This window comes from Micromonospora sp. NPDC093277 (genome assembly GCF_044765245.1).
Taxonomy (GTDB): Bacteria; Actinomycetota; Actinomycetes; order Mycobacteriales; family Micromonosporaceae; genus Micromonospora.
This window is the reverse complement of record NZ_JBIWJO010000014.1, coordinates 139,858-158,055: the sequence shown is the minus strand read 5'-3', so window position 1 is coordinate 158,055 and position 18,198 is coordinate 139,858. Positions and strand designations below refer to the sequence as shown.

The window sequence follows — 18,198 nt, the reverse complement described above, 5'->3', positions numbered from 1 at the left end:
ACAGCCTACCCTGTCAGCCGAGGTGATCTCGTCACCGGTCGGCCGCCCCGGTGGGCCGCACGGGGGATTACTGTACACGGCTCATATGGATCATGCACATCGCCGCCCGCGGGTCACGTTTCCGCAGGTCAGCGAGGTGAATCGGCAGCGCAAACGAGATCGGGCGCGCGCCGGGTAGCGTCCGAGCGCCGATTCCGGGCAGCATTGCTCATGTGTCCCACCCCTCCCCCCTGACCGCCGCGCAACACCAGGCCCTCGCCCTGCGCACCGCGGGTGATCTGGCCACCGCCCGCCGTGTGCTCGCCGACGCGATCACAGCGGCCCGACCGGCGTACGGGGAAGACCACCCCGATGTGCTGGCCACCGGCCATCTCCTCGCGCGCCTGCACCGGGAGGCCGACGACCCGGCCGCCGCCCGGCGCGTTCTGGAGGAGGCGTATGCAGCCGGCGAGCGTCGCCGCGGCGAGGCGGATCCGCTGATGCTCGCGCTCAGTTTCGACCTGGGTCAGGTGGCGGAGGAACTCGGCAACCGGCATGAGGCCCGCCGCAACTTCACCCGGGTGGCCACCGCCGGGCCCGCGGTGCTCGGTCCGGACCACCCTGCGGTACGCGCGGCCCACCACTACCTCGGCGGCTCCGCCGCCGCTCCCGGCATGCACCCCGGCGGCCCCGCCAGCGGACCGCAGCACGGCCCGTCGGCGTTGTCCGGCCCCACCATGTCGCTGCCGGCCATGCACGCTGCGCATCAGCCGCCCGTCGCCCCGCCGGCGCCCGGTGTCACCGCGGCACCCCCGCCGGCGCCACCGGCCCCGCCCGCGCCGGCCCCGCCGTATGCCGGTTCGCCCGGCGCGCAGTGGTCGCCGCAGGCCGGGCCGGTCCCGGCGCGGCCGTCGCCGTGGGCTGCGCCCGCCGGGGCGGGTACGCCCCTGCCCCCACCGCCGGTCGTTCCCGGCCCGACGCCGCCTGGTGCGGCTGCCAGCATGGCTTCGCTGCCACCGCCACCGGTCGTCCCGGCACCCGCCTCGGCTCCGCCGATGTCCCGGCCGCCCACCGGTTCGGGCCCGGTCAGCGGTCCGCCGGTATCGTCGCCGGGCCGCCTCGCGCCTCCTCCGGTGTCCGTGCCACCCGCCCCGGGGCCGGTCCCGCCGGTCGCCGTCCCACCGTCTCACCTGCCGCCGGCGCCGGTCATTCCGCCCGTCAGCGGGCCGATCTCGGCGCCGCCGGTGCCCGGCGTGGCGTCTTCGCCGACCCCGCCGCCTCCCACCCCGGTGGCACCGCCGCCGCGGATTCCGTCGCCTGCCTCCGCCCCACCGGCAGCGGGTCCGCTGCTGCCTCCGCCACCGTCGATCCAGGTGCCCGCCGCGCCGGCGGGTCCGGAAACCGCCCCGGTCTCCGGGCCGCCGTCTCCCGTGCCGGTGTCGGCACCGCCGGCAGCGCCCTCGGCGAGTCCGGTCGGGCAGCCGCAGCGTACGGCCGACCAACCGGCGGTGCCCGGCCAGGACACGGCTGGGTCCGGCTCGGGCGGCGGTGCGCCCGCATCGCCCGCCCCGCGGTGGGACAAGCCGACCATCCAGGTGCAGCAGATCGGGACGCTGCTGCAAGAGGAGGCGGAACGGGCCGCTGCCACGGCCGCGGCCCCGGCCACCCCGCCGGTCGGCGCGCCGCCGTTGAGTGGTCTGCCCGCGGGTTCTCCTCCGGTCAACGCAGGGCCGGTCAGCGGCCCGCCCGCCAGTGCGTCGCCGGTGAGCGGCGCGCCGTTCAGCGCGCCACCGTCGGGCGGCCCAGCGCCGGTCAGCAGCCCTCCAATGAGCGTCGCGCCGCACAGCGTCCCGCCGGTGACCGGCCCGGTCCATGACGTACCGCCCGTCAGCGGCCCGCCCGCAGGCAGCGCGCCCGTGCATCCGTCACCGGTCACCGGACCTCCGTCCAGCGAACTGCCGGTCAGCAGTCCGCCATTCAGCGCGCCACCCATGAGCGGCCCGCCCGTCGGCCCGCCACCGGGGCCGTCCGCACCGATGCCACCGGTCAGCGGCCCCTCGATGCCCGCGAACCAGATGTACCCGCCCGTCGGCCCGCCACCGGGGCCGTCCGCACCGATGCCACCGGTCAGCGGTCCGCCGACGCCCGCGAACCAGATGTACCCGCCCGTCGGCCCGCCACCGGGGCCGTCCGCACCGATGCCACCGGTCAGCGGTCCGCCGACGCCGGCGTACCAGGCGTACCCGCCGGTCAGCGGTCCGCCGGTCGTGCCGCCGCCGGTCAGCGGTCCGCCGGCCGGGGCGCCGGTCAGCGCGTCGCCGGTGCCGCCCTGGGGAATGACCGTCCCGCCGTGGAGCAGTGCGGCCCCGCCGCAGCCGCTCGACCGCCCCGTTGACCAGCAGCCGGAGCCGGAGGAGAGCGACGAGACCGGGCCGGACCCAACGACTCCGGCGGATCCTGTGGACGCGCCGGGGTCGGAGACCGAGGACGCGGGCCCGCGGCCGTTGCCGGTCTACGACGAACTGCTGGAGTTTCCCGAGCCGGCCCGCCCGGAGCCGCCGCCCGGCCCGGCCCCGTACCCGCAGCAGGGTGCCTGGCCGGCGGTGCCGGCGCCGTTCCACCAGCCGCCCGCGTACCCGATGCCCGTGGAGCCTGAGCCGCGTGGCCGCAACCGGGTGGTGGTGGCCGTGGTGGCCGGTGTCGCGATGGTCGCGGTGGCGGCCGTCGTCGGTGTGGGCGTGCTGGTGCTCAACCGCGGCGATGCCCCTCCGCCGGCGGCGGACCCGACCGCGGCGAAGCCGAAGGTGAGTGGTCCTCCCCCGGGTGACCTGCGGTTGAAGGACGGGACCACCACGATCACGATCACCTGGACCGATCCGACCAACGGGAGTGTGCCGTTCGTGGTGGCCGGCGGCCAGGCGGGGCAGCGGCTGGGTGTGATGGCCACGGTGGACGCCGGGGAGACCCGCTACACGGTCAACGGCCTGAGCCCCAAGCTGGACTACTGCTTCACGGTGCTGGCGGTCTACTCGACGGACACGTACGCCACGTCGGGTCAGGTCTGCACCGACCGGGGGCCTGGTACGCCGTCCCGCTGACCGGCGGTTCCTTTTTCGCGACACGCTGGGTGTCCACAGGCGGACGGTGCGGGTTTCACCGCTGCCGGCCGGCCCCTATGATGGCTCCCGGCTCTGGGGAGGGTCGACCACGCGCGGCCGCTCCCCCACCGACACGGGGAGGCAGCCGGCAGTGACCACCATCGAGGACGTCACGAGCACCGGGGCACAACCGCCCGGACCCCGTTCCCGCAAGCTGCGGGGCGGGCTGGTAACGATCGGCACGGTGGCCGCCTTGCTGGCCGCGATGGGGCTGACCGTGCTCGGCCTGGGTGCCGCCGACAACGCGGTCGCCAACTACGACGCCTCGTCCTGGCTGTGGAGCGCCACCCGCAGCGAGCTGGCCCGGGCCAACGGGGTCACCGCGCGGGTGGACACCCGGATGGAGGTGCCCGGGGCGCGCCGGCACCAGGTGCAGGTCGCCCAGACCGACCGGCTGCTGATCCTGCGGGATCTGAACACCGGCCAGATATCCTCGCTGGACCTGGCCACCCTGCAGATCACCGCGACCACCCCGACCACCCCGGGTCTGGGGGTGAGCGTGGCGCTGCACAAGAATGACGCGTTCGTCATCGACGCGGTGCAGGGCATCGTCCGACAGCTCGACCCGCGCTCGCTGAGCCCGGTTGGCGAGCCGGTGCGCTACCCGCCGGGCATCGCCGGTGGGGAGTTCGACGGTGCCGGCCGGCTGTGGGTCGCGGTCCCAGGCGAGGGCACCGTCTCGGCCGTCACGGCCGCCGAACTGCCGGACACGCCGGGGGCGGCGCCGCCGGCGGGCGTGAGCCCGAAGCTGGTCGAGACGTACGAGGTGGCGGAGCCGAGCCACGAGCTGGTGGTGTCCACCCTCGACGACGGGGTGGCGGTGCTGGACCGCACCTCCGCGTCGCTGGTGACGGTGCAGGCCGGCCGGACGCAGCGGGCCGACCTGAAGGGCATGACCGCCCCGGGCAGCCTGCCGCCGCGCACCAGCGGCCCGCAGGTGCCGGTCACCGTGACCGACGAGCGGACGGTGTACGTGGTCCAGGACGACGGCGAGGTGCGGCAGTTCACCGTGCCCGGCACGGGTGACGGGCTCACTGCGGCGGTGGCGTGGGCCGGCCGGTTCTACGTCGCCGACGAGGGCACCGGCACGGTCTACTCCTTCGACAGCAACGGGCAGCTCGTGGACAGCGTGAAGGGTTCTGACCGGCCGGGGCCGATGGAGCTGGAGGTCCGCGAGAACCACCTGTTCATCAACCCGCCGAACTCGGCCAAGGCGCAGGTGGTGGACGACAAGAACCAGGTCCGCGAGGTCAACAAGTACGCCAACGACGTGCTCGGTGGTGACCCGCCGCCGGCTCCCCCGCCGCCGCCCCCGCCGAAGAAGCCGAAGGTGGGTAAGCCGGGCGCGCCGCGGGCCGTCACCGCCGCAGCCGGCAACGCGTCGGCGCGGGTCAGCTGGCAGGCCGCCGCCGCCAACGGCGCCGAGATCACCAAGTACGTGGTGGAAGGCGCCGGGCAGAGCCACGAGGTGGGCGCGAACCAGCGCTCGCTGGAGATCACCGAGCTGACCAACGGCGAGACGTACGTGTTCACGGTGCACGCGGTCAACGCCAAGGGCGCCGGGCCGTCGAAGCGGAGCAACCCGGTCGTCCCGACCGCCGAGGTGCCGGACCCGCCGGCCAGCGTCACCGCCGAGGCGCGCCCCGACGGCACCGTGCTGGTCAAGTGGCCCGAGGCCAACGGCCAGGGCAACACCGTCGCCCGGTACGCGGTGACCGCCGCCTCGGCCGGCGCCACCGCCCCGGCCGGCGACTCCACGAAGACGGAGCTGGTGATCCCGGCCGGCCAGCTGGAGTACGGCACCCAGTACGCCTTCTCCGTCGTCTCGGTCACCGACAAGGGCGCCGGTTCGAAGGCGTCCCCGGTGAGCAACACCGTGGTGCCGTTCACCGCCCCGCTCGCGCCGACGGAGCTGCAGGCGTCCACGGTGGCCGACAAGCCCGGCACCATCTTCGTGCAGTGGGCGCCGGCGGTGGACAACGGCCGCCCGGTCACCAAGTATCTGGTGGACGTCGGCGGGAAGACCAGCGAGGTGACCGACGTGCAGACCACGGTCGGCGGGCTGGGCAACGGGCAGAACGTCACCGTGAAGGTGAAGGCGGTCAACGAGGCCGGCCCCGGCCCGGAGGCCACCAAGACCGCGCGTACGGTCGCCGCGCCCCGGGTCACGGTGACCGGCTCGTCGGCGGACGCCACCTCGGTGACGGTGTCGTTCACGGTGGACGCGGGCGGCGGCAACGCCACCTGCACGGCCGCCACCGGCGGGCAGAGTGCCAGCGGCAGCTGTTCCAGCCTGCGGATGGCCGGTCTGACGCCGGGCACCGCGTACACGGTGACGGTGACCGCGTCCAACGCGGCCGGTAACGGCACCGCCACCCAGGCGCATAGCACCGAGCCGCTGTACGGGATCGCGACCTGCAACAACGGGCCGTCCGGCGACCAGCGCACCTACTGCGACGCGGAGGTGGCCGGCCGTAACGGCAACGAGATCTTCTCGGTGCCGCAGCAGAACAACGCCAAGCAGGTGGGCTGGGCGAAGCCCGGCACCCGGCTGCGCACCTACTGCAAGGCGCAGGGCGAGAGCATCGACGCCTGGATCTACAACAACAACAAGCAGAGCACCTGGTGGGTGCAGGTCGAATACTCGGGACGCAACTACATCCCGTGGGCCTGGCTGAACCTGGAGGGCGGCGACAACATCAACCTCCTGCCCAACTGCTGACCGTGCCGTCCCGAGGAGCACCGCGTACGTGAACACCCACGAACCGCTCACCCAGCCGGAGGTGCAGGGCTTCGCCGCCCTCGCCGCCCGGCTGGCCGAGAACATCAACGCGGTCGTGCTGGGCAAGCCGCAGGTGGTGCGGCTGGCGCTGACCGCGCTGTTCGCCCAGGGGCACGTCCTGCTCGAGGACGTGCCCGGGGTCGGCAAGACCACCCTCGCCCGGGCGATCGCGTCCACGGTGCAGGGTAAGTGGCGGCGCATCCAGTTCACCCCGGACCTGCTCCCGTCGGACGTGTCCGGGGTGACCATCTTCAACCAGGCCACCCGCGCGTTCGAGTTCCACCCCGGGCCGGTGTTCGCCAACATCGTCATCGCCGACGAGATCAACCGGGCGTCACCGAAAACCCAGTCGGCGTTGCTGGAGGTGATGGAGGAGCGGACCGTCACCGTCGACGGCGTACGGCACCCGGTGCCGCAGCCGTTCCTGGTGGTCGCCACCCAGAACCCGGTCGAGATGGACGGCACCTACCGCCTCCCGGAGGCCCAGCTCGACCGGTTCCTGGTCAAACTCTCCGTCGGCTATCCCGACGAGTCGGTCGAGGTGGAGGTGCTGCGCGGGGCCACCGTCCGCTCCCCCGACTCGCTCACCGCGATCACCGACACCGCCACCGTCGGCGAGATGGTGCGGATGGCCCTGCGGGTACACATCGCCGAACCGCTCTACGCGTACGCGGTGCGGCTGGCCGCGGCCACCCGCGGCCACCCGCAGGTCCGGGTCGGGGTCAGCCCCCGTGGCGTGATCGCCCTGACCCGCGCGGCGTGCGCGTACGCGTTGATCGACGGCCGCGGCTGGATCATGCCGGAGGATCTGAAGACGCTCACCGAGCCGGTCTTCGCGCACCGGCTGCTGCTCACCCCGGACGCGCAGGTACGCGGCGTCACCGCCGCCGACGTGCTGCGCCAGGCGATCGCCTCGGTGCCGGTGCCGCTGCCCTCCGGCCAGCCCGCCCCGGCGCACGGCTGAGGCGGCGCAACGGATCGTGGGAATCACCGCCCGCGGCGTCGGACTGCTCGCCGCCGCCGTCGTCCTGCTCGGCGTCGGCTTCGGCTACGCCTACCCGGAACTGGTCGTGCTCGGCGCGGCGGCCGCCGTGGCCGTCGGATACGCCCTGGTCAGCGCCGCCTGGCGGCCCCGACTCTCGGTCGAGCGGGTCGCCGACCCGGACCGGGTGGCCCGCGGTGAGTTGGCCGCCATGACGCTGACCGTGCGCAACACCGGGCGGTTACGGTCGGCGAACCTCGTCGCGGAGGACCGTTGCGGCGCCGCGCTGGTGCCGGTGCCGCTGCTGCGGCTGCGTCCCGGCCGCGACACCGAGGTGCGCTACGACGTGCCGACCCGCCGCCGCGGCGTGGTGCCGGTCGGCCCGTTGCGGGTGACCCGCCGCGACCCTCTCGGCCTGGTCGCGCTGGCCCGCTCCTACGGAGGCACCGTGCCGGTCTGGGTGCACCCGCGCATCCACCCCCTGACCGCGGTGCCCACCGGCGCCGGACGCAGCCTCGACGGCCGCACCGACAGCGTGCCGCACGGCTCGATCACCTTCGATTCGCTGCGCGAGTACGTGGTCGGCGACGAACTGCGCCGGGTGCACTGGCGCACCAGCGCCCGGGTGGGCGAGCTGATGGTGCGGGAGAACGTGGACACCAGCCTCCCGCGGATCGTGGTGGTGCTGGACAACCGGGCATCCGCCCACCCGCACCGGGTGGCCGGGGTCGCCGAGTCGTTCGAGTCCGGTTGTGAGGCCGCCGCGTCGGTGCTGGCCGCCGCCGTCGGCGAGGGCCTGCCGGTGAGCCTGCTTCTGGTCGCACCCGCCGACGAGGAACCGGCCGGGGTCGCCGGCCCGCTGGACCGGCTCGCCGCCGTCGAACTGGCCGACGGCGGCGACGACCCGCTGGGTACCACGATGAGCCGGCTGCGGCAGGAGCGCCTCGGCGACACCCTGGTCTTCCTCACCGGGCCCGGCGCCGCCAGCGACCTCGGCCACATCGGCGCGCTGCGCGGCGCGTACCCGTCGCTGGTGGTCGGGATGTTCGGCGCGGCGGGGCCGACGCCGCCCGGCGCGGCCGGCCTGGTCGTGTTGGACGCCGCCGACGGCGCCGAGTTCGCCGCCGAGTGGGACGGGATCCGCCGATGGTGACCACGAGGCCCGCCCCGGCCCCGCCGACCGAACCGGCCACCACCCGGGCCGGCAGACCGCTGATCCGGCTGCTGCGGGCCGTACCGGTGCCGCTGGCGCTGATCACCATGATCGCGCTGACCGGCGTGGTGCTGGGCCGGGTGTACGCCGGCCCGCTGCTGACCCGCCTGATCCTGGGCGCGGCGATCGGCTCGGTGCTGGTCAGCGTCGCCGCCCGCCGCCTGCCGTCCTGGCTGGTAGCCCCGGTGTCCGTGGCCGGCCTGGCCGGCTGGACGCTCCTGTCGCTGCGTCTGGCGGCCAGCCACGCCGCGCTGCCCGGCAGCCTCGCCGCGGTGGCCGCCGACGCCGCCCGAAACGCGATCCCCCGCCTGCTGACCGCGATGATCCCGGTCGAGCCGGCGCCCGACACCGTCCTGGTGCCGGTGGTCGCCGCCTGGCTGACCGGGCTCGTCGCCGCCGAGGTGGCGCTGCGCACCGGCCGGGTGCTGCTCGGCTACCTGCCACCGGTGCTGCTCTACGCCGGCGCCGTCTACGTGGTCGGCCCGAACGCGGACCCCGCGATCACCCCGACGATCGTGTTCACCGCGGTCGCCGCCGCCGGCCTGGCGTTACCGTCCCACCTCGACACCCCGACCTCCGGCGACCCGACAACCGGCCTCGCCCCAGCCGTACGCGCCGCGGTGCGGCTGCGCCTGCTCGCCGCGAGCGCCGCCGGCGTGGCGGTGATGGTCGCGCTGGCCGCCCTGCTCGCCCCGCTGCTGGCCGCCCAGGTCAGCGACCGCCCCGTCGACCCGCGCCGCTACGTCGAACCGCCACAGGTGGAGTCCCTCGACGAGAACCCGCTGATCCGCATCTCCGGCTGGGCGCTGAACCCCGACCAGAAACTGCTGGAGGTGCACACCGAGGCAGGCCCGAAGGCGGCGCCCCGCATCCGCCTGGCGGTGCTCAGCGACTACGACGGAGTCACCTGGCGGGTCGGGGCCACCTACCGCAACGCCGGGCGCATCCTGCCCGCCACCGAGCCCGCCCAGGGGGCCACCACCGACACCGTCCGCCAGCAGATCACCGTCGCCGACCTGACCGGGCGGCTGCTGCCCGCCGTACCGACCCCACGCGAGGTCACCGGCGCGCGGGTCGCGTACGACCCGGCCACCGGGACGCTGATCCGCCCGGAGGGGCTGACCCCGGGACTGCACTACACCGTCACCTCGGCCCGGGAACAGCTGGACACGAACCTGCTCGCCACGGCGAACGTACCGGCCGGCGATTCGGTCGCCCGGGTGCTGCAGGTGCCCGACGGGACCCCGGAGCCGCTGCGCCGCCTGGCCACCCAGCTCGCCGAGGAGAACGGCGCCCCGTACGCCCGCGCCACCGCCATCCAGGACTTCCTCGCCGAGCACTACCGGACCACCGCCGACGCGCCGAGCGGGCACGCCTACCCCAACCTGGCGTTCTTCCTGTTCGGACCCCGCAACGGCGGCGGACAGCGGGGCACCTCGGAACAGTTCGCCGCATCGTTCGCGGTCCTGGGCCGCCTCGCCGGCCTGCCCACCCGGGTGGTGGTCGGTTTCGCCCCCAACGGCGACGGCCCGGTCCGCGCCGCCGACGCCTCCGCGTGGCCGGAGGTGCTGTTCGAGGGCGTCGGCTGGGTGCCGTTCGACCCGATGCCCCGCCCCGACGAGGAACCCCGCGCCGTGGAGGAGGACTTCCGCGCCACCCCTGACAACCCTCCCCCGTCGCAGGTGCCCGAGCCGACCGGGGAGCCCAGCGCCACACCTCCGGCGGCGGCCGCACCCGGCCCCGCCGACCGTCGAGGCGGACTGAGCACTCCGGTGCTCGTCGGCGGCGGCGTCGGCATCCTCGTGCTGCTGGCCGCGCTGGGCCTGCTGGTCCTGGCCGCACTGCGCCGCAACCTCACCCGCGCCCGCCTCCATCGCGGCGACCCGGGTCGGCGGATCGCCGGCGCCTGGCGGGAACTGACCGACGCGCTGCGGCTCGCCGGCCGACCGGCCGGCGGCGACCTGGCCGCCGCCGAGGTCGCCGAGCGGGCCCGCCGAACCCTGGCCGACGCCCGCACGGCGCGGCCCGGGCCACCCGGCACCGACGTGACCGACGGGGGACCCGACGAGTTGGCCGGGCTGCTCAACCAGGTCGCCTTCGCCCCGCACACCGCCACCCCCGGGCAGGCGGACCGGGCCGCGGACCTGGCCATGACGTACGCCGCGGCGCTGCGCGTGACCCGTCCGTGGTGGCGACGGCTGTTGTGGACCGTCCACCCCGGTCCGCTGCGCTGGCGCCGCTGACCGCTCGCCGAGCCCGACGGCGACCACGGCGGCGGAGGCGACGGGGGCTCGTAGTCAACCTCGGTGCGGGCCGACCCGGCGGGTGTCAGCGGTCGCGCCGCAGCCGGCCCGTCTCCTTGCCCTGGGCGTCGAGCAGCACCAACACGTCACCGTCCAGCCCCGCCCGCCGCGCCGAGGCAAGCCAGGTCCCCACCGGAAGGTTGTCACAACCGATCAGCGTGCTGACCCCGTCGGTGGCGAGCAGGGCACCGCCCGGTCCGGCGACCCATCGCCCACCCTGACCGTTGCACCCGTCGGAGCCACGCCATCCGCCGTCGGCGCGCAGCTCGACGTACGCCGCCTTCGGACCGCCCCGCCGGCCGTCGACGGGCATCCACCGGCCGAGGAGGGACTTCCGGCTCGCCAGGGTCAGGGCCGCCGGCAGGGCGGCGGCCGGTGCGAAGGCGCGCCGGGCCTCGTCGGTGACCTCGGGCGGCTCCGCCAGGGACGCCAGCGTGTCCGGGCCCGGGGTCGGCTTCGCGCCGGCCAGCAGCCGGGCCACGCGCCCGCCCCGGTCGTCGAGCAGGACCGGTCCGTCAGCCTCCACCCGGAAGGCTACGGCGTGGTGCAGCCAGGTGTCGGCGGGCTCGGGACCGGGCTGGCAGTCGCGGCCGTCGCCAGGACCCGACGTGCCCCAGAGGTCGGCGACGAACAGGCCGTTCACGTCGGCCCGCCAGGTCCCCATGTGCGCCCCGCAGCGGCCGAACAACCGCAGGCCGTCGCCCGGGGCGGAGCCGAGCCGCAGCACGTCACCCGCGCCGCCGTCGGCCTCCGCCACCGTCCACAAGCCGATCAGCGCAACTGGATCCTGTGGCGGTCCCAGCACGCTGGCGTCAAGATCGACGGCCTGGTCCCGGTCCACGGCGGACCCCTCCGACTCGACCCGCCCGCCGCAGCCCGCGAGCAGGGCCCCGACCGCCACCACCGCCAGCAGGTACCTGATCCGGCTCATCCGCGCCCCCGCAATCCCACCGGCGGCCCGCCGGTGTCGATGCTCCTGCCAAGGCTTGGACGCGGCACAGCGGCCAACGGTTGCGTCGCGCCGAAGCTTCCGCGACGTCGGACGGACGCGCTCCCCCGGCGATCCACTCCATGTGGCGCACATGGCGGCATCCGGTGTCCGCCAGACCACCACATGCCGCACACGGAGTTGACCAAGGCCGGGCCGCGCCGCCCACCACCGCGTCGAGGTGCCAGCGAGCGACGACGGTTCCTAACGATCGGCGGCGCGCAGCTTGCGGACCAGTCTGCGCAGGCCGGCCTGCCAGCCGTCCGGATCCTCCGCGCGGCGGCGGGCGTACGCGGCGACCTCCGGGTGCGGCAGGATCAGGAACCGCTCCTCGGCCAGCCCGACGATGGTGGCCTCGGCGACCTGGTCGGGGGTGAGCACCGCGCCGGAGGCGGCGGTGACCCGGGCACCGAGATGGCCGGTGGCCAGGCCGCCGGCGAGCATCGGGGTGTCCACGCCCTGCGGGCAGAGCGCGCTGACCCGGATGCCGGCGTCCCGACAGGTGATCGACAGCCACTCGGCGTAGCCGAGCGCCGCGTGTTTCGTCGCCGTGTAGGGGGCGTCCCCGACGGCGGTCAGCAGCCCCGCCGCCGAACAGGTGAGGAGCAGGTATCCCGAGCCACGGCGCAGCATCGCCGGCAGCACCGCCCGGGCGGCGTAGACGTGGGCCAGCACGTTGACCCGCCACGCCCGTTCCCAGTCGTCGTCACAGGCGTCGAGTCCCCCGCCGGTGGCCACCCCGGCGTTGGCGCAGAACAGGTCGATCCGGCCGTACCGCCGCTCGGTCTCCTCGACCAGCGCGCGGACCTGGGCCTCGTCGGCGACGTCCAACCCGACGCCGTGCGCGACCGGCCCGATCTTGTCGGCCACGCTGCGCGCCGCGTCGGCGGCCAGGTCGGCGAGGACGACCGCGGCGGCGCCCTCCGCGACGAACCGGCGGCCCAGCGCCGCGCCGATGCCACCCGCCCCGCCGGTGATCACCGCCACCCGATCAGTGAGGTTCATGCCCGCTCCCGAGCCGAGAAATGAGCGCGGTCAGCGCCGCAGGGCCGCCGGCGGACAGCTCCGGGGTGGGCAGCAGGGCCAGCACCGGTACGTCCACCCCGTGGTCGACGTACCGGCGGACCTGCGCAACGCATGCTTCGGGCGAGCCGTGCAGGACCAGCGCGTCGACCACCTCGTCGGGCACCACTGCCGAGGCGCCGCGCCGGTCGCCAGCCGCCCACGCCTCCCACATGGGAGCGAGCAGCTTGTCCCGGCCGAGCCAGCGATGGAAGGCCGCGTACGCGGGGACGGTGAGGTAGCCGGTGATCAGCCGGCGGCCCAGCGCCCGGGCGTGCACGGCGTCCTCGGTGGGGCACACGAAGATCCGGGCCGCGACCTGGAAGTCGGGGCGGCGCCGGCCCAGTTCGGCCAGCGCGGTCGGCACGTCGGCGGCGGACAGCCAGTTGAGGATCACGCCGTCGGCCTCGGCGGCGGCGAGCCGCAGCATGCCGGGGCGCAGCGCGGCCAGCAGCACGGGCGGCGGCACGGCCGGCGGGCGTTCCAGGGTGAACCGTCGGACGGTGAACGTGTCGTACGCGTGGTCGATGGTCTCGCCGCGCAGCGCGGCGCGCAGGAAGCGCAGCACGTCATGGGTCCGCCGGTACGGCTCGGCGAACGGAGTGGCGTTCCAGTCCTGGACGAGCACCGGTGAGGAGGCCCCGATGCCGAGCGCGAAGCGGCCGGGGGCCGCCTCGGCGAGCGCGGCGGCGCTCATCGCGAGCAGTCCGGGGCCGCGGGTGAAGACCGGGGTGATCGCGGTGCCGAGGCGGAGCCGGGGTGCCCACGCCGCGGCGAGCGCCAGCGGGGTGAACGCGTCGGCCCCGGCCACCTCGGACGACCAGACGTCGGTGAAGCCGGCCCGGTCCAGGGCTGCGTAGACCGCGGCGTGGTCGGCGAGCGGGATGCCGCCCAGCGGCACCGTCATGCCCCAACGGTTGGTCACCGGTCGATGGTGCCCGGTCGCCGTCGCGGTGGGCAAGGTTCGGAACCGGCCCGGGTGGCGGCAATCCTGATGATATCGGCCGAAGCGGCCAGGGATGGTGCTAGGACTGCGAGGTGGCTTGCAGCGACGGCGGGAACCGCCGACCATGACGACCGGTGACGAGGCCGGTGCGCAGGCCGACAGCGGCGGAGCTCCGGCCGCGCCAACTCGGGCGACGTTCCTGGAACTCTTCTTCGACCTGGTGTTCGTCTTCGCCCTCACCCGCATCACGGCGCGTTCCTTCGAGGACCTGGCGCTGGAACCGGGCGGAACCAGCGGGTGGTCGCCGATCACCGGCGGCGGTAAGACCCTGCTGCTGTTGTTCGCGCTGTACACGGTGTGGCAGGGCACCGCCTGGACCACCAGCCGCCACAGCCCGTATCGGTTCGACCTGCAGCTCGTCGTGGTCATCGCCCTGGTGGGCAGCATGGTCATGGGCGTGGCGATCCCTCGCGCGTTCCGGGTCACCGGACTGGCGTTCGCGGTCGCGTACGTGGTCACCCAGGTTTCCCGGCCGCTGATTCTGTTGATCACCCTGGGCCACCATGAGGACAGGCGACTCAGGCTGCGGACGCTGATCGTGTACTCGGCGACCGCCGTGCTCTGGCTGGTCGGCGCCTTCCTGCCGACGAGCCTGCGGGTGTTGCTGTGGGCGGTGGCGTTGGGCGTCGAGTACCTGGCGGGGCGAACAGGCTGGCCGGTGCCCGGCATGGGACGGTCCACCGTCTCCCGCTGGGACATCGCCGGTGAGCACCTGGCCGAGCGCTACCAGCAGTTCTTCCTGGTCGCCCTCGGGGAAACGATCCTGGTGGCCGGATTCTCCTACAGCAGCCGTCCGGTCGGTCTGAATCCCACCGCCGCCTTCGCCGTCGCGGTGCTCACCTCGGTCCTGCTCTGGCGGATCTACTTCCAGCGCGCCGGGCGGATCCTCGGCGAGGCGGTCCTCAAGGCGCGGCGCCCCGCGACGATCGGCCAGTCCGCGGCCGACACCCATCTGATCATGCTGATCGGGACCGCCGCCATCGCCATCGGTTACCAGTTGACCATCGAGCACCCCCTCGATCGAGCCGAGTCGGCCTGGATCGCGCTGATCATCATCGGCCCGGCGCTCTTCCTGCTCGGTCGCGCACGGTTCGAGTACGAGGTCTTCGGCCGGGTGTCCCCGTCCCGCTGGATCGCGATCCTCGCCCTGCTCGGCTCGGTGCCGTTGTACCTGCACCACCCGCCGCTGATCGCCTCGACCGTGGCCGCTGCCGTGCTGGCCGCGGTGGCGATTGCCGACGCCCGCCGGGCGCGGGGCAAGCCGCCGGAGAGGGCCGCACCGCCGTTCTGAGAGGACCGCTCGGCGAGCCGCCGGACGTGCGGGGCCGCCCCCGGAGCGGCCAGCGGCGCTAACATCCGCGAGTGACTTTCTCGATCGTCGCTCGCTCGGCCGACGGCCGCCTGCACGGTGTCGCCGTGGCGAGCAAGTTCCTCGCCGCCGGGGCGCTGGTCCCGGCCGCCGAGGCCGAGGTGGGCGCGGTGGCCACCCAGGCGCACGTCAATCTGGCCTACCGGTCGCAGGGGCTGGCGCTGCTGCGCACCGGAGTGGCTCCGGCGGACGTGGTCGCCGGCCTGGTCGCCGCCGACCCGGGCCGCGACGAGCGGCAGCTCGGCGTGGTGGGTTCCCGCGGCGACGGGGCCACCTGGACCGGGCCGTTCTGCCACCCGTGGGCCGGCGGCCAGGCCGGGGACGGCTGGGCCGCGCAGGGCAACATCCTGGCCGGCCCGCAGGTGATCGACGCGATCCGGGACGCCTGGCTGGGCGGCGCGGAGCTGCCCTTCCCGCAGCGGCTGGTGGCCGCGCTGCAGGCCGGCGACCGGGCCGGCGGCGACCGGCGGGGCCGGCAGAGCGCCGGCCTGCTGGTGGTGCAGCGGCGCGGCGGGTACGCGGGCACCGGCGACGAGCTGGTCGACCTGCGGGTGGACGACCACCCTGACCCGGTCACCGAGCTGGGTCGCCTGCTCGACACGCACACCATGCTGTTCGGCAAGCCCGACCCGGCCACCCTGTACGACCTCAGCGGTCCCCTCGCTGACGAGGTGGCCGCGCTGCTGGCCGCCGCCGGGCACCCGGTCGGCGCGGCCGGCCTGGACGGCGCGCTCGCTTCCTGGGCCGGCGTGGAGAACCTGGAGGAACGCCTCGTCGCCAACCGGCTCGACCCGATCGTCCTGGAGCACCTTCGTCGTACCGGGCCGGCGGGGCGGGTCGGCGGCTGAGCCGCCGCCGGTTCCGGGTCAGCCGCCGAAGGTCAGCCAGCGCAGGCCGGCCTGGTCGACCAGGGTCTGCTCCCGTTCGGTGAGCGGGGCCCGCCCGGTGGCCTTGCGCACCAGGGTCAGCGGGTCCCAGCCGAGCGCGTCGGGCAGCGACGCCGGTTCGCCGGGCCCCGACCGGGAGCAAATCAGCAGGTCCGCGATCACCTGGGCCGCGGTCGGGGTCAGCCACGGCTGCCGGTGCAGGGCGTCGGCGAGGTCCAGGCCGTGCACCCCGACCTCCGCCACCCGGGTACGCAGGAACTCGGTGAGCGTCATCGAGTCCCCGTGGCGGGTGCGTACCAGTCGTCCCGGTGGTTGGGCGGCCACCGCCGTGTCGGCGGACCGCCAGGCCCGGGCGAAGCCGTCGGCCACCTCGCGTACGCCGGGCAGTTGGCGCGCCTCCCGTTGGGCGCCGTCGATGCGGGCGCGGTCCACCTCGGGGGTGAACTTGGCGGTGCCGAAGTAGCCGGCGGCATCGACCTCGGCGCGGTGCGGGGCGGGTGCGGCGAGCATGTCGACCAGCCGTCCCGCGCCGCTGCGCACGTGGGCGAGCAGGTCGCGCACCGCCCACGGTGGGCAGGGGGTGGGCCGGGCGAGGTCTGCTTCGTCGACTCCGCGCAGCACCTCCTCCAGCCGCTCGCACTCGTCTCGGAAAGCCGCGCGTACCGTGTCCATCTGGTTCTCTCCCCGTCCGGTCCCTGCCCTGGCCAGCCTGCCACCGGCCGTTTCGCCGCCGCCGGGCCGGGTACGCGCCGCGGGACGAGGAGAGGAGGCGCCGCACGATGGCCGGCATCATGCTCCGCAGTACCGCCTTCAACGACCACGACATGCTTCCGGGACGTTTCTCCCGCGAGGGCGGGAACGTCTCGCCGCCGCTGGAGTGGTCCCAGGTTCCCGACTCGGCCGAGGAGCTGATCCTGTTCGTCGAGGACCCGGACGCCGGGAAGACGCCGTTCCTGCACTGGCTGGTGACCGGGATCTCGCCCCACTCGAACGGGGTCCCGGAGGGCGGCGTGCCGCTCGGCGGCCGGGAGTGGCCCAACAGTTTCGGCGCCACCGGATGGGGTGGTCCGCATCCGCCGCAGCACGAGGATCCGCACCGGTATTTCTTCCGCCTCTACGCTCTGGAGCGTCCGCTGGAGTTGCCGGACGTGCCGCAGGTGACCGACGTGCGCCAGTCGCTCACCGATCGGGAGATCGCCAGCGGCACGATGGTGGGGACGTTCTACCGCTGATCAGCCCTGGTGGCGGGGTACCAGGCGGTGCACCACCGCCAGGACCAGCGCGGCCACCACGGCCATGGTGCCGACGATGCCGGCGGCGGCGCCCGCGTACCCGATGAAGAGTGGACGGCGGGCGAGTTCGTCGGCGGGGATGTCGGTGAGCCGGAGCAGCCAGAACAGGGCGAGCCCGGACGTGACGACGGCGAGCGCACCGCCGAGGCCGAGCACGGTGGCGGCGGCCCGGTGCGCGTCGGCCGGCGAACTCGCGGCCCGGTCCCGCTGGAAGAACAGCAGCATGAGGCCGGCGACGGCGGTCCAGGCCCCGACCACCAGGTACGCGGCGATGGCGTCGCTGGGTCGGTGCCAGCCGGCGGAGAGGGTGGCCACTCCGGCGGCGGCGGCGTAGCCGGCGCCGAGGAACGCGCCGACGGCCCGCACCTTTCGGGGCAGGACCAGGATCAGCGCGACCGCTACGGACGCGGCGACCGTGGTGTGCCCGCTGGGCAGGCTGTTGCCCGCCGCCGCGCGTTCGGGGTCGATGCCGAGGTCGGGGCGGATCAGGTGGTGCTTGAGCAGTTGGGTGCTGAGGTTGGCGCCGGCGATCAGCAGGGTGGTGGTGACGGCGAGGGCGGTGCGGCCGCGGATCAGTGCGATGAAGCCGATCATCGCGGTCGCCGCCAGCAGGGACACCACGGACATGGCGTTGAGGATGCGGCTCACCGGGCCGTCGATGTGGTCCTGGCCGATCCGGCTGCCGGTGAGCGCGACCGTGTCGACCCACTGGCCGAGTGTGGTGTGCACGGCGAAGCGCCAGAGCAGGACGAGTGCCGCCGCCTGGGCCAGGGCCAACACGACCAACCAGACTGCCGTCCCGCCCCTCGCTGTCGCGCGCACGCGCACAACTTTACGGCCGGGTTGTCCCGTCCGCTCGTGACGCGTCGCTGCCGGCGGGGTAGCCGGGGCTGCGGCACCCGTCAGGGTCCGATGGGGACGGCAGGCGAGACAATTAAAAGAGAGGCCGCCACGGGGGGAGCGGCCTCTCCGGTGATGTACGTTACTCCCTCCACCGCCGTGATGTGGTCCCGTGGCGGGTGGATTTTTCGGGGGCGTTTTCGCGGCAAGTTCGACTACGGACGCAAGGGGTGGGCCGGCGCGTCCGCTGCGTCGGCCGGACGGCCGGCCCACCCGGCCTGATGGGAATCAGGCCCTTTGCCGGCCGGGCTGGCTGCGTTCCCCCTTCAGCCCGGCC

At 74.8% G+C, this 18,198-nt stretch carries 14 protein-coding genes and 1 pseudogene; 9 read left to right on the top strand and 6 right to left on the bottom strand.

What is annotated here, in order from left to right:
• Nucleotides 1-212: 212 nt before the first annotated feature.
• A pseudogene (locus ACIRG9_RS26775) lies at nucleotides 213-386 on the top strand (hypothetical protein); the annotation flags it as partial.
• Between the two features lie 779 nt (nucleotides 387-1,165).
• Here ACIRG9_RS26775 and ACIRG9_RS26770 read toward each other — a convergent pair.
• Nucleotides 1,166-1,915 carry a hypothetical protein gene (locus ACIRG9_RS26770; RefSeq protein WP_402861592.1) on the bottom strand — a complete coding sequence of 250 codons (750 nt, stop codon included), beginning with the start codon at nucleotides 1,913-1,915 and terminating at the stop codon, nucleotides 1,166-1,168.
• Between the two features lie 124 nt (nucleotides 1,916-2,039).
• Between ACIRG9_RS26770 and ACIRG9_RS26765 the strand changes: the two genes are divergently transcribed.
• The 5 genes from ACIRG9_RS26765 to ACIRG9_RS26745 all read left to right on the top strand — a co-directional run bounded on the left by ACIRG9_RS26765 (nucleotide 2,040) and on the right by ACIRG9_RS26745 (nucleotide 10,357).
• Complete coding sequence (locus ACIRG9_RS26765) at nucleotides 2,040-3,077, top strand: fibronectin type III domain-containing protein (protein ID WP_402861580.1); 1,038 nt, start codon at nucleotides 2,040-2,042, stop codon at nucleotides 3,075-3,077.
• 151 nt (nucleotides 3,078-3,228) lie between these two features.
• Nucleotides 3,229-5,859, top strand: a complete 2,631-nt coding sequence (locus tag ACIRG9_RS26760) for a fibronectin type III domain-containing protein (RefSeq protein ID WP_402861470.1) — start codon at nucleotides 3,229-3,231, stop codon at nucleotides 5,857-5,859.
• 28 nt (nucleotides 5,860-5,887) lie between these two features.
• Complete coding sequence (locus ACIRG9_RS26755; RefSeq protein WP_402861467.1) at nucleotides 5,888-6,883, top strand: AAA family ATPase; 996 nt, start codon at nucleotides 5,888-5,890, stop codon at nucleotides 6,881-6,883.
• Between the two features lie 16 nt (nucleotides 6,884-6,899).
• A complete protein-coding gene (locus ACIRG9_RS26750) occupies nucleotides 6,900-8,054 on the top strand; it encodes a DUF58 domain-containing protein (protein ID WP_402861464.1) in 1,155 nt (384 codons plus the stop codon).
• Entirely contained in the window at nucleotides 8,048-10,357 is a 2,310-nt protein-coding gene (locus ACIRG9_RS26745) for a transglutaminaseTgpA domain-containing protein (RefSeq protein WP_402861461.1), read from the top strand. Before ACIRG9_RS26750 ends, ACIRG9_RS26745 begins: the two co-directional genes overlap by 7 nt.
• A gap of 85 nt (nucleotides 10,358-10,442) precedes the next feature.
• Here ACIRG9_RS26745 and ACIRG9_RS26740 read toward each other — a convergent pair whose 3' ends face one another.
• The 3 genes from ACIRG9_RS26740 to ACIRG9_RS26730 all read right to left on the bottom strand — a co-directional run bounded on the left by ACIRG9_RS26740 (nucleotide 10,443) and on the right by ACIRG9_RS26730 (nucleotide 13,374).
• A complete protein-coding gene (locus ACIRG9_RS26740; RefSeq protein ID WP_402861458.1) occupies nucleotides 10,443-11,348 on the bottom strand; it encodes an META domain-containing protein in 906 nt (301 codons plus the stop codon).
• A 261-nt stretch (nucleotides 11,349-11,609) separates the two neighbouring features.
• Complete coding sequence (locus ACIRG9_RS26735) at nucleotides 11,610-12,410, bottom strand: SDR family oxidoreductase (protein ID WP_402861455.1); 801 nt, start codon at nucleotides 12,408-12,410, stop codon at nucleotides 11,610-11,612.
• Nucleotides 12,397-13,374 (bottom strand): LLM class F420-dependent oxidoreductase, encoded by a 978-nt coding sequence (locus ACIRG9_RS26730; protein WP_402861577.1) that lies wholly within the window; start codon nucleotides 13,372-13,374, stop codon nucleotides 12,397-12,399. Before ACIRG9_RS26730 ends, ACIRG9_RS26735 begins: the two co-directional genes overlap by 14 nt.
• Before the next feature lie 163 nt (nucleotides 13,375-13,537).
• Between ACIRG9_RS26730 and ACIRG9_RS26725 the strand changes: the two genes are divergently transcribed.
• Both ACIRG9_RS26725 and ACIRG9_RS26720 read left to right on the top strand, forming a co-directional pair.
• Nucleotides 13,538-14,764, top strand: a complete 1,227-nt coding sequence (locus ACIRG9_RS26725) for a low temperature requirement protein A (protein WP_402861452.1) — start codon at nucleotides 13,538-13,540, stop codon at nucleotides 14,762-14,764.
• A gap of 71 nt (nucleotides 14,765-14,835) precedes the next feature.
• Complete coding sequence (locus tag ACIRG9_RS26720) at nucleotides 14,836-15,690, top strand: DUF1028 domain-containing protein (protein WP_402861449.1); 855 nt, start codon at nucleotides 14,836-14,838, stop codon at nucleotides 15,688-15,690.
• A gap of 18 nt (nucleotides 15,691-15,708) precedes the next feature.
• On the opposite strand, the gene ACIRG9_RS26715 is transcribed toward ACIRG9_RS26720, so the two are convergent.
• Nucleotides 15,709-16,401, bottom strand: a complete 693-nt coding sequence (locus tag ACIRG9_RS26715; protein ID WP_402861446.1) for a maleylpyruvate isomerase N-terminal domain-containing protein — start codon at nucleotides 16,399-16,401, stop codon at nucleotides 15,709-15,711.
• A 119-nt stretch (nucleotides 16,402-16,520) separates the two neighbouring features.
• Between ACIRG9_RS26715 and ACIRG9_RS26710 the strand changes: the two genes are divergently transcribed.
• A complete protein-coding gene (locus ACIRG9_RS26710; RefSeq protein ID WP_402861443.1) occupies nucleotides 16,521-16,961 on the top strand; it encodes a YbhB/YbcL family Raf kinase inhibitor-like protein in 441 nt (146 codons plus the stop codon).
• On the opposite strand, the gene ACIRG9_RS26705 is transcribed toward ACIRG9_RS26710, so the two are convergent.
• Nucleotides 16,962-17,849, bottom strand: coding sequence for a phosphatase PAP2 family protein (locus ACIRG9_RS26705; RefSeq protein WP_402861440.1), 888 nt, complete (start codon nucleotides 17,847-17,849; stop codon nucleotides 16,962-16,964).
• Nucleotides 17,850-18,198: the final 349 nt, after the last annotated feature.